General features: G+C 72.7%; 10 protein-coding genes. 3 read left to right on the forward strand and 7 right to left on the reverse strand.

Annotated elements, in window-relative coordinates; all coding sequences use genetic code 11:
- Positions 1–2: 2 nt before the first annotated feature.
- The 6 genes from ACFC02_RS37525 to ACFC02_RS37550 all read right to left on the reverse strand — a co-directional run bounded on the left by ACFC02_RS37525 (position 3) and on the right by ACFC02_RS37550 (position 9,651).
- The gene (locus ACFC02_RS37525; RefSeq protein WP_376366776.1) at positions 3–3,023 is read right to left on the reverse strand and encodes an alpha-mannosidase; all 3,021 of its coding nucleotides are present in this window, start codon (positions 3,021–3,023) and stop codon (positions 3–5) included.
- Between the two features lie 47 nt (positions 3,024–3,070).
- Entirely contained in the window at positions 3,071–5,155 is a 2,085-nt protein-coding gene (locus ACFC02_RS37530) for an endo-beta-N-acetylglucosaminidase (protein WP_376366777.1), read from the reverse strand.
- The gene (locus tag ACFC02_RS37535; RefSeq protein WP_376366778.1) at positions 5,152–6,408 is read right to left on the reverse strand and encodes a glycosyl hydrolase; all 1,257 of its coding nucleotides are present in this window, start codon (positions 6,406–6,408) and stop codon (positions 5,152–5,154) included. The genes ACFC02_RS37530 and ACFC02_RS37535 overlap by 4 nt, the downstream gene beginning before the upstream one ends.
- Before the next feature lie 88 nt (positions 6,409–6,496).
- On the reverse strand, positions 6,497–7,399 hold the full coding sequence (locus ACFC02_RS37540) for a carbohydrate ABC transporter permease (protein WP_376366779.1): 903 nt from the start codon (positions 7,397–7,399) through the stop codon (positions 6,497–6,499).
- Positions 7,396–8,352, reverse strand: a complete 957-nt coding sequence (locus ACFC02_RS37545; RefSeq protein WP_376366780.1) for a carbohydrate ABC transporter permease — start codon at positions 8,350–8,352, stop codon at positions 7,396–7,398. Before ACFC02_RS37545 ends, ACFC02_RS37540 begins: the two co-directional genes overlap by 4 nt.
- 6 nt (positions 8,353–8,358) lie before the next feature.
- Positions 8,359–9,651, reverse strand: a complete 1,293-nt coding sequence (locus ACFC02_RS37550; protein WP_376366781.1) for an ABC transporter substrate-binding protein — start codon at positions 9,649–9,651, stop codon at positions 8,359–8,361.
- 219 nt (positions 9,652–9,870) lie between these two features.
- Here ACFC02_RS37550 and ACFC02_RS37555 point away from each other — a divergent pair, with 219 nt between their 5' ends.
- On the forward strand, positions 9,871–10,917 hold the full coding sequence (locus ACFC02_RS37555) for a LacI family DNA-binding transcriptional regulator (protein ID WP_376366782.1): 1,047 nt from the start codon (positions 9,871–9,873) through the stop codon (positions 10,915–10,917).
- Between the two features lie 413 nt (positions 10,918–11,330).
- On the opposite strand, the gene ACFC02_RS37560 is transcribed toward ACFC02_RS37555, so the two are convergent.
- A complete protein-coding gene (locus ACFC02_RS37560; RefSeq protein ID WP_376366783.1) occupies positions 11,331–12,077 on the reverse strand; it encodes a GntR family transcriptional regulator in 747 nt (248 codons plus the stop codon).
- Between the two features lie 309 nt (positions 12,078–12,386).
- On the opposite strand from ACFC02_RS37560, the gene ACFC02_RS37565 reads away from it, so the two are divergent.
- Positions 12,387–13,358: a nucleoside hydrolase gene (locus ACFC02_RS37565; RefSeq protein WP_376366784.1), complete on the forward strand. Its 972-nt coding sequence runs from the start codon at positions 12,387–12,389 to the stop codon at positions 13,356–13,358.
- Positions 13,359–13,367: 9 nt separating this feature from the next.
- Complete coding sequence (locus ACFC02_RS37570) at positions 13,368–14,789, forward strand: MFS transporter (RefSeq protein ID WP_376366785.1); 1,422 nt, start codon at positions 13,368–13,370, stop codon at positions 14,787–14,789.
- The last annotated feature ends 37 nt before the right edge of the window (positions 14,790–14,826 follow it).

Below are 14,826 nucleotides of genomic sequence, written 5' to 3' on the forward strand. Positions count from 1 at the left end.
GATCAGGCGCGCCGCAGCCGCAGCGTCACCAGCTCGAACGGGCGCAGCCGGACCGCGACCCGGCCGCCCTCGCGCTCCACGGGCGCCGCGTCGGCCAGGGGCCGCTCCAGCAGGTCCGTGACCGTCGCGTCGGCGACCTCGAAGCCGGCCGTCAGCGTGGCCCGGGCCCGGCCGCCGTGGGCCTCGTGGAAGCGGACGACCACGTCACCGCTGCCGTCGTCGGCCAGCTTCACCGCCGTCACGACGACCGCGTCGTCGTCGACGCCCACCAGCGGGGCGACCTCCCCGGCGCCGGTCAGCCGGCGCTCGGGGACGTTGATCCGCCAGCCCTCGCGCACCGCGTCGGCGATGTCCGCGCCGGGCACCAGGGCGTGCCGGAAGCGGTGGACGCCCTGGTCGGTCTCCGGGTCGGGGAAGCGCGGCGCGCGCAGCAGCGACACCCGGACGGTGGTGGTCGTGCCCAGGTCGCCGTCGGTGCGGACGGCCCGGGTCACGTCGTGGCCGTACGTCGAGTCGTTGACGAGCGCGACACCCCACCCGGGCTCGGCGACGTGCACGAACCGGTGGTTGCAGGCCTCGAACTTGGCCGCCTCCCACGAGGTGTTGGTGTGGGTGGGCCGGTGGAAGTGACCGAACTGGGTCTCGGAAGCGTACCGTTCGGCGTGCACGTCCAGCGGGAAGGCCAGCTTGAGGAACTTCTCCGTCTCGTGCCAGTCGACCTCCGTGTCCACGACGAGCCGCCGCTCCCCCGCCGCCAGCGACAGGACCTGGGTCACGCGGGAGGAGCCGAAGGAGCGGACGATCCGCACCGAGGTGCCGTCCTCGCCCGCGGTGACCGAGTCCGCGTCCGTCAGGTCGGTCACGGTGTTGCGGTAGAACTCGTCCACGTCCCAGGCGTCCCACATGTTGGGGAAGTCGGGGTGCAGCTGGAGGAGGTTCGCGGCCCGGCCGGGGGCGACGCTCTCGCGGTCGGCCTCGATGTCGTACGCCGAGACGACCAGGCCCCGCTCGTCGATCTCGACGCGCAGCAGGCCGTTGTCCAGGACGTGACCGCCGCCCGCGCGCGGGGTGATCCGGGTCTCTCCCTCGGCGGCCCGGGCGGCGGCGCCGCCCGCCGGGACCCCGGCGCGGGTGTGCGGGGCCGCGTTGAAGACGAGCGGCGCCGTGCCCTCGCCGGCCAGGGCGCGCTGGGCGCCGTCGATGATCGCGTCCAGCTCGGCGGCGACCCGGTCGTAGGTGGCGCGTGCCTCGCGGTGCACCCAGGCGATGGACGAGCCGGGCAGGATGTCGTGGAACTGGTGGAGCAGGACCGTCTTCCAGATCCGGTCCAGGTCCTCGTACGGGTAGGGGAACCCGGCGCGCACGGCCGCCGTCGCCGCCCACAACTCCGCCTCGCGCAGCAGGTGTTCGCTGCGCCGGTTGCCCTGCTTGGTCTTGGCCTGGCTGGTGAGGGTGGCGCGGTGCAGCTCCAGGTACAGCTCGCCGACCCAGACGGGCGGTTCGGGGTACTCGGCCTCGGCCTTGTCGAAGAAGGCCTCGGGGGTCTCCCACACGACCTGCGCGGAGCCTTCGAGGTCGCGCAGGCGGGCGGCCTTGGCCACCATCTCGCGCGTGGTGCCGCCGCCGCCGTCGCCCCAGCCGGTGGGCGCCAGCGAGTGCCGGGCGACGCCCTTGTCCTTGAAGTTGCGGGCCGCGTGCGCGATCTCGCTGCCCTTCATGGAGCAGTTGTAGGTGTCGACGGGCGGGAAGTGCGTGAAGATACGGGTGCCGTCGATGCCCTCCCACTGGAAGGTGTGGTGCGGGAACTTGTTCGTCTGCGACCAGGAGATCTTCTGCGTCAGCAGCCGCTTGGAGCCGGCCGCCTTGATGATCTGGGGCAGGCCCGCGGCGAACCCGAAGGTGTCGGGCAGCCACGCCTCGTCGTTCTCGACGCCGAACTCGTCGAGGAAGAACCGCTTGCCGTGCACGAACTGGCGGGCCATGGCCTCCGAGCCGGGCATGTTGGTGTCGGACTCCACCCACATGCCGCCCGCCGGCACGAACCGCCCGTCCGCGACCGCCTTCTTGACCCGAGCCCACACCTCGGGCCGGTGCTCCTTGATCCAGGCCCACTGCTGCGCCTGGGACATGGCGAAGACGAAGTCGGGCTCGTCCTCCAGCAGGGCGGTCATGTTGGACGTCGTACGGGCCACCTTGCGCACGGTCTCGCGCAGCGGCCACAGCCACGCCGAGTCGATGTGCGCGTGGCCGACCGCGCTGATGCGGTGCGCGGAGGGCACGGCGGGCGCGGCGAGGACGCCGGCGAGCTGGGCGCGGGCGCGCTCGGCGGTGCCGTTCACGTCCTGGAGGTCGACCAGGTCGAGGGCCCGGTCCACGGCGCGCAGGATCTCGTAGCGGCGCTGGGAGTCGGCCGGCAGCTCGGCCATCAGCTCGCCGAGCACCTCAAGGTCGATGACCAGCTGCCAGACGGTCTCGTCGAAGACGGCGAGGTCCATCCGCGTCAGCGTGTACTGCGGGTCGCTGCCGGCGGTCTCCTTGTCGCCGAGCCGGGTGGGCAGGAAGGGGTGGTAGTCGAGGATGACGGGGTTGGAGGCGGCCTCGATGTGCAGGCGCACCTCCTCGCCGCCCGCGGCGGGGGCGCCGATCCTCACCCACTGGTTGCGCGGGTTGAGGCCCTTCACCGGGGTGCCGTCGGGCCGGTAGACCAGGCCCTCGCACTGGAAGCCGGGCATGTTCTCGTCGAAGCCGAGGTCGAGCAGGGCCTCGACGGTCCGGCCGGCCCACGCCTCGGGCACGGTGCCGGTCACCTGGAACCAGCTGGTGCCCCACGGAGCACCCCAGCGGGCGCCCACCTCGATCGGCTCGGGCGCGGCGGCCAGGCCCTCGGCCACCGGCACGGGCTCGCCGGGCGCGTGCCACACCGCGACGTCCAGCGGGACGGACTCGGGGTACACGGCGGGGCGGATGCGCTCGTCGAGGACGCGCTTGAGGCGGGCTTCGACCAGGCTGCGGTCGTCATGCATGCGGAATGCTCCGTAGGTCGTGCTCGGGTGGGTGGATCGGCGGGTGGTTACCAGGGATGGGTGACGGTGGCGGCGGCCGAGGAGGTGTACAGCTCTCCCACCGCCCGTACCTCGAACCGTACGGCGCGCTCTCGCGGGGCGGGAGTCAGGCCGGTGACGAAGTGGGCCCGCTGCCCGGTGGCGCCGAGGAAGCGGCGGCTGCCGTCGGGCAGGACGCGGTGCACCGTGTAGTGGCGGACCGTTCCCGGTGCCCGGTGGTGCCAGGCCAGACGGAGGTCGCCGCCCGCGGCGGCGGTGACGCGGGCCTTGTCCGGGGCGGCCGGGGTGGCGGCCTTGTCCCGGACGGCGAGGGCACCGAGCCGCCAGCGCACCGGGCCGCCGCCGGTGCTGGTGAGCCGCACCCCGAGGGCGTGCACGGTGCCGGAGCGGCCGGTGAGCCGTACGGCCGTGGTCCGCCAGCCCTTGCCGTTCCCGGCCGGCAGCGGCAGGTACGTGTACGGCGGCGCCGCCCCGGCCGCGTCCGGCTCGGCACTCGCCACGGCCAGCTCGACCCGTACGTCGCCCGCGTCGGCGCGGTGGGTGAGTTCGACGACGGTGTTGCGGCCGAGCGGCAGCCGCGTGGCGTACAGGTCCACGACGGCGGGCCGGTCGAGCGCACCCTCAACCAGGACGCTGCTGCCGCCGTGCCAGGCGTCCGCGAAGTCGAAGGAGACGGCGGGCCGCTGCCCGTCGGTGCGCACGCTCCAGCGCCGCGAGGGCAGCCGGTCCTGGAGGCCGAGGTGGTTCCAGGGGGTGTCGGAGGCGACCTCGCCCCGCTCGTACCAGCGCAGTCCGTGTCCGGTGTTGAAGACGCTGGCGAAGGGCAGTGCGGTGACCGTGGACCGGTCGGCCACGGACACGGCGGGTGCCCGCCAGGTGTCGGCGGGGTCGGGGCGCGACGGGTCGAGGGAGCGGCCGGTCCAGAACCGGTCGTCGGCGGCGTGGAAGGCCTCCGGTGTGTGGCCCGTGGGCAGGTGGCCGCGGGTCCACTCGGGGCGGTAGAGGCCGAGGGAGGTGGTGTGCTCGGCACCGGTGGGCACGATCGCGTCCCAGTCCACGGAGGTGTTCGAGCCGTTGGACTCGACGTCGACGCCCGCCCACAGCTCGTAGCGGCTGCGTCCGAGCTGTTCGGCCCTGCGCCCGGACGACGCGAGCGAGCCCGCGCTCCAGCGGAAGTCGACGAACATGTCGTCCGCGGCCTGGAAGAGGGCCTGGTTGCGGTCGTCGAGCGCGCCCTGCCAGCTCACCGACCCGTCCACGGTCATCGCGTCGTACCAGGTGACCCGCTGCCCCCGGGCGGCGGCGAGTGTCTTCAGCTCGCTCACGAAGCCGAGCATGCCGGCGCCGAGCGCGCTGTCGCCGCCGCCGGTCTCGGCGTTGACGAACCAGCCGTCGAAGCCGTACGCGGCGGCGACCGCGACGAGCTGGGCGGCGAGCGGGTGGTGGCCTGCCGCGTCCTTCTGGACCAGGTCGCGGGTCCACTGGAGCTGTCCGCCGTAGGCGGCGGGCGGCAGGAAGACGTTGCCGAGGACGGGGACGCCGTGCCGGTGGGCCGCGTCCACGATCGGCGCGTTCGGGGCGAGGATCAGGCCCTCGCCGGACGAGCCGCCCCAGAAGACCAGTTCGTCCAGGTACGCCCAGTGGGTGAGGGCGTAGTAGTCGGCGGTGGCCGAACCCTGGGAGGGGTTGCCCGCGGTGGGGCCGAAGGAGACCAGGGACTGGATGCGGGCCTGCCCGGTGCGCGCGGTGGCGTTCGCCGGGACCGGGGTGAAGCGGGGGGCGAGCGGGACGGAGGCCGCGTTGAAGGCGAGGTCGGTGTCCGTGCCGGCGCGCCAGGCCTTCAGACTGCGCCAGGTGATGCCGGCGCCCGGACTGCCGGCGGGCAGCGAGTCGGGGTACCAGTAGGAGGCGTACGGCTGGAGGGACGCGGCGGCGCCGGGGGCGGCACCGGCGTCCGGCGCCGCCGCAGCGGCCTGGGCGGGCTGGGCGGTCAGCGCGGGCAGGAACGCCGAGGCGGCGCCGGCGAGCAGGACGGCGCGGCGGGCGGGGCGGGCGTCGGGGTGGGCGGAGCGTCGGGCGGGGTGCTGGCTCACGAGCGGGTGCCTCCTGGTGGGTTGGGGAGTACCTGGTCGGGCGTGACGACGTGCGTGATGCCGCGGGCGGCCAGGTGGTCCTGGTCGGCCGCCCGGGTGTCGAGGACGGTGGTGGGGCGGGCGCCGTCGGCGGTCAGCCGGAAGAACGCCTCGAAGACGTCGCCGCCGGGCGCGCAGCGGGAGCGGGCCGCCGGGTCGGCGGGGACGGCGAGGGCGGTGGTGCGCGGGGCCGGGGCGTAGGTGTGCTCGCGGGCGGCGCGCGCGAGCGTGCGGGCGATGTCCTTGGGCCGGCGGTCGTTGGTGAGCAGGCCGAGGCTGTATTCGAGTTCGGGGAAGTCGGCCAGCTCGCGGGAGACGTCGTGGGAGCACCACCAGGTGATGCCCCACAGGTCGGGACAGTCCAGCGCGCTCGCCACCGTGGCCGCGGTGAAGGCGGCGGCGTGCTCGGCGGGGATCAGCGGGGCGGGGGCGCCGACCTCCTGGAGCCAGACGGGGCGGTGCGGGTCGCCGGCCCAGGCCTTGCTGAGTTCGATCAGGTAGGCGGCGTGGTGCTCGGTGGGCACGGAGGTGCGGCCGTGGCGCTGGGCGGTGCCGTTGAAGACCCAGGAGTGGACGGCGGTGAGAGCGCCGTGCCGGGCGGCCTGGGCGGGGGTGAACGGCATGTCGTCCTGGTACCAGGTGGCGTCGTACTCGGCGTGCAGGTGCAGCTTGCCGGGGGCGCCCTTCTCGCAGGCGGCGAGCATGCGCTCCAGCCAGGCGTCGATCTGGTCGGCCGTGGCCCGGTCCGGGTCGGGGTGGGGTCCGGCGGAGAACTGGTTGACCTCGTTGCCGAGGGTCATGCCCAGGAAGTTGGAGCGGTCGGCGAGGGCTGCGGCGAGGGTGCGCAGGTAGGTGGCCTGACCGTCGAGGACCTCGGGGTCGGTGAACAGGTTGCGGCGGTGCCAGGTGCGGGTCCAGGCGGGCAGGAAGTCGAAGCTGGACAGGTGTCCTTGCAGGCCGTCCACGTTGACGTCGAGCCCGCGTTCCCCGGCCGCGTCGACCAGGTCCACCAGTTGCTCCACGGCCCGGGGCCGGATCAGGGCGCGGTCGGGCTGGAAGTAGGGCCACAGCGGGAAGACGCGGATGTGGTCCAGGCCGAGCGCGGCGATGGAGTCCAGGTCGGCGCGTACGGAGTCGAGGTCGAAGTCGAGCCAGTGGTGGAACCACCCCTGGCTCGGGGTGTAGTTGACGCCGAAGCGCACGGCAGAAGGCATGCGGGGGTCCTTGCGGTGGGGGTACGGTGTTCGGCCCTGTCAGGCGCGATGGCGTGCGGCGGGGGCGGCCCGGGCGGGGCCGCCCCGGTCAGCCCTTGACGGCGCCCTCGCCGACCCCGCGGAAGAAGTAGCGCTGGAGGCAGGCGAAGAGGGCGATCAGCGGGGCCACGGCGATGACGGTGCCGGCGGCGACGAGCCGCTCGTCGTTGGCGAAGGTGCCGTGCAGGTAGTTGAGGCCGATGGTCAGGGTGAACCTGGAGGGGTCGCTGAGCACGATCAGCGGCCACAGGAAGTCGTCCCAGGCGCCCATGAAGGCGAAGATCGCCACGACGGCGAGAGTGCCCTTGACCGACGGCAGCGCGATCCGCAGGAACCGCTGCCAGACGTTGGCGCCGTCGACGTAGGCGGCCTCCTCTATCTCGTAGGGCAGGTTGAGGAAGGCGTTGCGCATCAGCAGCACGTTCAGGGACGCGATGGCGCCGGGCAGCAGGACGCCGACGAGCGTGTTGTTCAGGCCCAGCTCCCGCATGGTCGTGAACTGGGCGATGATGATGCCCTCGGCGGGCACGAGCATGGCCAGCACGAAGACGAGGGTGGCCACCCTGCGGCCGCGGTAGCGCAGCCGGGCCAGGGCGTACCCGGCCAGGGCGGAGCCGACGCAGTTGGTGACGACGTTGGCGGCGGCGACCTTGAGGGAGTTGAAGGCGTAGTCCCAGACCGGGATGGTGTCGGCGACCCGCTCGTAGTTGTGCAGGGTGGGGTGGCCGGGCAGGAACTTCGGCGAGGAGCTGAAGATGTCCTCGGTGGGGCCCTTGAGCGAGGTGGACAGCTGCCACACGAACGGGCCGACGGTCAGGGCGAGGACGGCGAGCAGCAGCACGTAGCGCAGGACCAGTTCCCACACCCGGTAGCGGCGGCCGTTCTCGTCGGTGAGGCGGGGCTTTCGGGGGCGCGCCGGGGTCTTGCCGGCCGGGGTCTCCACGGCGCTCACGCGTCCTCCTTCCGGTCGGCGCGCAGGACGAGCAGCATCAGGATCACGGTGATGACGAAGACGACCAGGGAGATGGCGGAGGCGTAGCCGACACGGCCGGTCAGTCCGGTGCCGGTGCGCTGGATGAGCATCACGAGGGTGGTGTCCTCGCCGGCCGGGCCGCCGCTGGGACCGGCCATCAGGTACACCTCGGAGAACACCTTGAAGGCGGCGACCGAGGAGAGCGCGGCGACCAGGACCATGGTGGAGCGGACGGCGGGCACGGTGACGGTGAAGAAGCGGCGCACCGCGCCCGCGCCGTCCACGGCGGCGGCCTCGTGCAGTTCGCGGGGCACGTTGGCGAGCGCCGCGAGGTAGACGATCATGTAGTAGCCGAGGCCCTTCCAGACCGTGACGGCCATGGCGCTGATCAGCAGCAGCCACTGGTCGCTGAGGAAGCCGACCTTGCCCAGCCCGACCGTCTCCAGGAGCGAGTTCACCAGGCCGCGTTCGTCCAGCATCCACACCCAGATCAGGCCGACCACGACGATCGAGGCGACGACCGGGGTGTAGAAGGCTGACCGGAAGAAGGTGATGCCGGGGATGTTCTTCTGCACCAGCATGGCGAGCAGCAGCGGCAGGATCACCAGCGCCGGGACGACGCCGGCCATGTACAGCGTGCTGTTGCGCAGGCCGATCCAGAAGGCGTCGTCGTGCAGCAGCTCGCGGAAGTTGGCGAGGCCGACGAAGTGGCCCGGGAGCAGGGTGCGGCGGTCGGTGAAGGCGTTGATCACCGTGGAGACGAACGGGTACAGGATGAAGGCGCCGGTGACCAGCAGTCCGGGGGCCGCGAACAGCCAGGGGCTGGTGGGCAGTTGGCGTCGTACCCGGGTCGCCGGGCGGCCTGCGGCGCGGCGGCCGGGGCGCCCGTCCGGGCGCGCGGCGGGCGCCCGGGAGACGGTCGAGGTGGACATGGTGCGTTATCCCTGCTGCTTCAGAAGCTGGTCACACGCCTTGACAGCGTTGTCGAGCGCGTCCTTGGGGCTCTGCTTGCCCTGGAGCGCCTTGGCGACCTCGTTGCGCAGCGCGGTCTTCATCTGGTCGCTGAACTGCACGGGCGTGTAGTTGACCGCGGTCTTCAGGGACTTGGCGGCGGCGATGCGGACGCGGGTCTCGTCGGTGCCGTCCTCCTTGGTGAAGTACGGGTCGTTCAGCGAGCCCGCGGTGCTCGGGAAGATGGCGACCTTCTTGGCGAACGACATCTGGTGCTCGGCGTCCGTGACGAAGTGCGCGAAGGCGACCGCGGTCGGCGTGTTCCTGGTCTTCGCGTTCACCATCAGGCCCTGCACGTACATGTTGACGTGACCGGTGCTGGTGATCTGGTCGGTGATGCCGATGTTCTTGTACAGGTTCGGCGCCTGCTTCTTGAAGTTGTCCAGGTCCAGGGCGCTGCCCGGGTTCATGGCGACGGCACCGGTGAGGAACTTCTTGCCGGTCGACTCCGGGGTGGCGGTCAGGGCCTGCGGGTCGAGGGCCTTGGCGTCGTACAACTGCTTGTACTTGGTGAGCAGTTCGACGCCCTTGGCGTCGTTGAAGGCGAAGCCGGTGCCTTCCTTGTTCGTCAGCGTCGAGCCGTAGCGGCCGAAGTCCTCGATGGTGGGCACGTTGGCGAGGGTGGCGACCTTGCCGCCGGTCTTCTGCGCCAACTGGAGGGCGTCCGTGAAGAGTTCGTCGTACGTCTTCGGCGGCTTCTCGGCGTCCAGGCCGGCCTGCTTGAAGAGCGTCTTGTTGTAGAACAGCGGGCCGGTGTTCAGGTACCAGGGGAAGGCGTACGTGCCGGACAGGCCGGGGACCTGGTGGCTGGCCCAGGCGCCGGGCAGGTACTCGCCCTTGTACTTGGCGGCGGCCTTGTCGAGGTCCATCGCGAGGCCCGCCTTGGCGAGCGGCGCGACCAGGTCCGGGGCGACGTTGACGACGTCGGGCAGGGTGCCGCCGGCCGCGTCCGCGCTGATCTTGTCGGGGTAGCCCTCGGCGGGCTGGTCCACCCACTTGACGTGCGTGCCGGGGTACTTCTTCTCGAAGTCGCCGATCACGCCCTCGAAGTAGTCCTTGAAGTTGGCGCGCAGGTTCCAGGTCTGGAAGGTGATGTCGCCCTCGACCTTGCCGGAGGCGTCCGTCGAACCGGCGTCGTCGCCGCCGGAGCCACAGGCGCTCAACGGCAGGACGAGGGCGGTGATGGCGGCGGCGGCAAGTGCTCTGCGGGATATGGGCACGGTGACACGGCTCCCTTGCGGCGTCGGCGGCTGGTGTCGGCAGTGACGATGCATGCCGAGTTCGTGAAAAGTCAATGGATTCAGCCCTGCTAAAGCAACCTCGGTCACATTAGTGCAGGTCAGGACGGTATGGGAAGGGACTTGCCAGTGAGGACTAATGCGCTTTAGGGTGCAACCACTCAAGCGCTTTAGCGATCACCGCTGAGAAATGAGGGGAACATGCCGGCCAAGCGCTCCCCGGCGCGCCGTCCGACGATGAAGGACATCGCGCGCCGCGCCGGTGTCTCGGAGAGCGCCGTCTCCTTCGCGCTCAACGGCCGGCCCGGCGTCTCCGAGGTCACCCGCGACCGGGTCCGCCGCGTCGCCGAACAACTCGGCTGGCGGCCCAGCACGGCGGCCCGCGCGCTGTCCGGCGAGGGCGCCGCCACGATCGGTTTCGTGCTGGCGCGGCCCGCCGACACGCTGGGCGTGGACTCCTTCTTCCTGCAACTGGTCTCCGGCATCCAGGACGTGCTGGCGGAGCGCCATCTCGGGCTGCTCTTCCAGGTGGTGGAGGACGTGCCCGACGAGTGCGACGTGTACCGCCGGTGGTGGGCCGAGCACCGGGTGGACGGCGTGCTCGTCGTCGACCCGCGCACCGACGACCCGCGCCCCGACCTGCTCGACGAACTCGGCCTGCCCGCCGTGGTGATCGGCGGTGCCCCCGACGAACGGCACCCCGGTCTCTCCACGGTGTGGGCTGACGACGCCGGCGCGATGGCCTCGGTGGTGGACGGGCTCCACGGGCTCGGCCACCGGCGCATCACGCACATCGCGGGCCTGGCCGGCCTCGCCCACACCGAACGCCGGATCCGGACGCTGCGCACCGAGGCCGAGCGACGCGGGCTGAGTGACGTGCGGTCGGTGACCACCGACTACTCGGACGCCGAGGGCGCCGCCGTCACCCGCCGCGTCCTCGGCTCCCCCTCCCCTCCCACGGCCCTGATCTACGACAACGACGTGATGGCCCTGGCGGGCGTGGCCGCCGCGAGCGAACTGGGCTTCTCGGTGCCGGCGGACGTGTCGGTGGTGGCCTGGGAGGACTCGGCCCTGTGCCGCATGGTCAGACCATGGCTGTCCGCCCTGTCCCGGGACAGCATGGAGTTCGGCCGCACGGCGGCCCGCGAGCTGACGGCCCTGCTCGACGGCGGCCCCGCCCGCACGGTGCGGGTTCCGGTGCCCCGGCTGATCGAACGGGAGAGCACGGGGGCGGCGCGGGACGCCTGAACGGGGCCGTCGACCGGATCGGCCGGGGGCGTACCGTCGGCGGCGGGCACGGGAGGGTCCCGGACGTTAAGCCGCGCGGCGCCCGATGCGGCAGGACACCCTGGCCGGGCACGGGACGCCCGCGCCGGAGGAGTCCCGCCCGCGCGTGGTCCGTACCGGCGGGAACGGTACGGCGCACGGCCGCGCCCCGGCGGGCGGCATGAGCACGGCCACGACCCTGGCCGGTTCGACCGCGAGCCGGTCAGGGACCGTACACAGGAACCGGCCTCGGGCCCGGGAGCAGCCCGGGCCGGCAGCGGCGCCGCGCCGAAGCAGCAGCACCGGGGCACCCGAGCCGGACACGGGACGGCGGACGCCTAACGCGCGAACCGTACCGCGAGGACCGGACCCGGGCCCGAAAGCAGCCCGGGTCGTCAGCGGCGCGGTGCCAGGTGCAGCAGTGGGGCGCCGGCCGGGAACAGGTACTTGGCTGCCAGCACCGGGCGACCGGACACGGCGACGGTCTGGGTGACGATGAGCGCCGCCGTCTCCGGCGGACGGGAGGTGGCCGCGCCGCGCTCCTTGCCGAGCGTGGTGGCGCCCAGGGTGCTGCGGGCCGTCATCGACCGGGGCGCGACGGCGAGGAACGCCGCGAGCATGGTGGTCGCCGGTCCCTCGGGTGCGGCGTCGAACACGGCGGCGAGCTCCGGGTCGACGGCTTCGAGATCCGTGCGGTCGGCCGCCCACTCGTGCGCGAAGCACGCCGGGACACCGTCGATGTCGACGACCGTCTCCCAGAAGCAGGCACGCGCCGAGGGCGCCAGGCGCAGGTGGTAGCCGGAGAAGTCGGTGGGCTCCTCCAGGTCGACGGCGAGCCGCCGGCAGCGTACGGCGCCGGGGCCGAGCAGGTCCTCGACGGGCAGGAGCCGCTCCAGACCGGGCGCGGGGGGCAGTTGGTTCACGGTGCTGCCGGAGCCCTGGCGGCGGGTGATGACCCCGTCCTCCTGGAGCAGGATGAGCACCTCGCGCAGCGCGGGGCGGCTGACGCCGAGCCGCGCGGCGAGGTCCGGTTCGGAGGGCAGCCGGGCCCCCGGCGGGAAGGTGCCGTCGTCGATCGCCGCGACGATGCGCTGGTAGAGCTCGACGCGGGGTGAGTGGCGGCGGTCTCCCTGCCGAGGCATCGAGGCTCCCGATATATGTCTGACATTTGAGGCGGCACCGACTTCCGGTTGCGTCAACCATAGCCCGTGCCCCGGTAAGCCGTCCGGGCGAGCCTGCCGGAGCAGCACAGCGGCATCTACGGTGACCCGACGCACGAGCGGCTCACCAGGGGAGGTCCGGCGGTGTGCGCGGGATCACTCTTGTGTCCGCCGCGGCGGCGTGCGTACCCTCTCGCCAGCTCGCCAAAAGTTGTCAGACAAATAACGGGGCTTGTTCATCCGGCCGACGTTCTCTCGCGTCGGCCCCCGCCGCACCCTGAAAGAGACGCCATGTCCGTCACCGCCTCCCGTCCGCTGCTCATGGACTGCGACACCGGCATCGACGACGCCGTCGCGCTGCTGTACCTGTGCCAGACCCCGGGCGTCGATCTGCGCGCGGTCACCACGGTCGCGGGCAACACCAGCGCCGAGCGTGCCGCGCTCAACACCCTCCAGGTCCTGGAGGCCGCCGGGCGCTCCGGCGTCCCCGTCGCCGCCGGCGCCGACGCCACCCTGCGCGGCGTCGTGAACGCCGACGCGAGCTTCGTGCACGGCGACGGCGGCCTCGGCGGCGTACACCTGCCCGCGCCCGCCGCCGCGCCGGACTCCCGGCACGCCGTGGACCTCATCATCGACACCGCCCGGAAGGCCGGCGGCGACCTGCACATCCTCGCCACCGCCCCGCTGACCAACCTGGCGCTGGCCCTGCGCGAGGAGCCCCGGCTGCCGGAACTGGTCTCCCACGTCACCGTGATGGGCGGCGCCGTCCACCACCCCGGCAACATCAGCGCGGTCGCCGAGGCCAACATCGGCAACGATCCCGAGGCCGCCGCACTCGTCCTGGCGGCGGACTGGGACCTCACCCTCGTACCGCTCGACGTGACCATGCGGGAGAACCTCACCGAGGCGCACCGGCAGCGGCTGCTCGCCGCGGGTACGCCGGTGAGCAGGCTGGCCGGTGAGATCCTCGACTTCTACTTCGCCTTCCACGAGCAGACGGCGCTGCCCTTCCGGGGCTCCGCCTGCCACGACCCGCTCGCGGCCGGCATCGCCGTCGGCGAGGTCATCCCGAAACTCGCGCCCCGCGTGCACGTCACCGTCGACACCGCCGACGGCGCTGCCCGCGGCGCCCTGGTCGCCGACACCCGCGGCCTGTACCGGGGCTACCCCGAGCAGCCCGGAGCCAACGCCGTCGTCGTCCTGGAGACCGACGGCACCTTCCCCGACCTCCTCGTCGACCGGCTGTGCCAGGTCCGGAAGTGAGACGGCGCGATGACCACTGACCTGACCACCCGGCCGGCGAAGACGGCGGCCAGAACCGCGGCGCTGATGACAGCGCTGCTCGCCGCGTGCACCGCCTTCCAGCTCAACGCCAGCATGCTCAGCCCGGCCCTGGTCACCATGGCCCGGGAGCTGCACACCGACGAGGCGAACACCGGCCTGTCGCAGACCGTGTTCTTCACCGCGTCCGCGATGTTCTCGCTGTTCCTGCCCCGGTTCAGCGACATCGTGGGCCGCAAGCGCGTGCTGCTGTGGATGCTGGTGCTCATGGCGGCGGGGACGGTGCTCGCCGCGCTGGCCCCGAACATCGCGGTCCTCGACATCGCGCGGGCCGTGCAGGGCGCCTGCGGCCCCGTCGTGCAGATCTCCCTGCTGATGCTGCGCTCCGAAGTCACCGACCCCAAGCGTTTCGGCACGCTGATGGGCATGGTCGCGGCGGTCAACGGCGGCATCGCCGGCGTGGACGCGCTGGCCGGCGGCTGGCTCGCCGGCGCGTACGGCTTCCGCAGCGTCTTCTGGGTGATCGCGGTGGTCGCCGTCCTCGCGGCGGTCCTGGTCCGTGCGGGCTGCCCCGAGTCCCGGCCGTCGGCGGGGACGCCCATGGACTGGGCGGGAGCGGCACCCCTCGTGGTGAGCGTCGTGGCCCTGCTGGTCGCCGTCGACGAGGCGGAGAAGCTGGGCGCGGCGAACTGGCCGCTGGCGATCGGCCTGCTGGTCGTCGCGGCGGCGGCGTTCGCGGTGTTCTGGCGGCTGGAGAAGCGGGAGGCGCACCCCCTGGTGCGGATCGACGACCTGCGCCGGCGGGCCACGTGGGCCCCGCTGCTGACCACCCTGCTGACCCTCATCGGCGTCTTCGCCACCGTCAACGGCGTGCTGATGTCCTTCGCGCAGAACGACACGGTGGGCTTCGGCATGGGCTCCAGCCTCGCCTCGGTGGTCTTCCTGACCCCGTTCGCGCTGGTGGGCTGGCTGGTGGGCCCGTTCACCGGGCGGCTCGCGCCGGTCCTCGGCTACCGGCGGGTGCTGCGCTGGGGCCTGGCCGCCAGCGCCGTGGTGATCGCCGTCATGGCGCTCGCCGGGGTGCACTCGCTGCCGGTGATGGTCGCCTGCACGGTGCTGCTCGGCGTGACGTACGCGGGTGTGGCCAACATCGTCCTCAACCTGCTCGGTGTCGTCCTCGCCCCGAAGGAGAACCCCGGATTCCTGCCCGGACTGGTCTCGGCCGCGTTCGGCCTGGGCGCGGGGCTGAGCTTCGCCCTGCTCTCCGCGGTGCAGGTCGCGGGCAGTCCGGCGGGCAGCGACTCCTCCGGCGGGTACGTGACGGCGATGCTCACCGGTCTGGTCGTCGTCGTGGCGGCGTTCGGCGCGTCCTTCTTCATCCCCCGGCCCGAGGGCGCCGAGGTCGCCTCCTGAGCCCGCCCGGCCCGGCCCCGCGGACGGAGGCCGGGCC

Source organism: Streptomyces sp. NPDC056160 (assembly GCF_042268205.1).
Lineage (GTDB): Bacteria > Actinomycetota > Actinomycetes > Streptomycetales > Streptomycetaceae > Streptomyces.

Bases quoted from the DNA above. Each gene is read 5' to 3' on its own strand.
- ACFC02_RS37525 (WP_376366776.1), bottom strand. From the start codon at position 3,023: ATGCATGACGACCGCAGCCTGGTCGAAGCCCGCCTCAAGCGCGTCCTC.
- ACFC02_RS37555 (WP_376366782.1), top strand. From the start codon at position 9,871: ATGCCGGCCAAGCGCTCCCCGGCGCGCCGTCCGACGATGAAGGACATC.
- ACFC02_RS37535 (WP_376366778.1), bottom strand. From the start codon at position 6,408: ATGCCTTCTGCCGTGCGCTTCGGCGTCAACTACACCCCGAGCCAGGGG.
- ACFC02_RS37545 (WP_376366780.1), bottom strand. From the start codon at position 8,352: ATGTCCACCTCGACCGTCTCCCGGGCGCCCGCCGCGCGCCCGGACGGG.
- ACFC02_RS37565 (WP_376366784.1), top strand. From the start codon at position 12,387: ATGTCCGTCACCGCCTCCCGTCCGCTGCTCATGGACTGCGACACCGGC.
- ACFC02_RS37560 (WP_376366783.1), bottom strand. From the start codon at position 12,077: ATGCCTCGGCAGGGAGACCGCCGCCACTCACCCCGCGTCGAGCTCTAC.
- ACFC02_RS37570 (WP_376366785.1), top strand. From the start codon at position 13,368: ATGACCACTGACCTGACCACCCGGCCGGCGAAGACGGCGGCCAGAACC.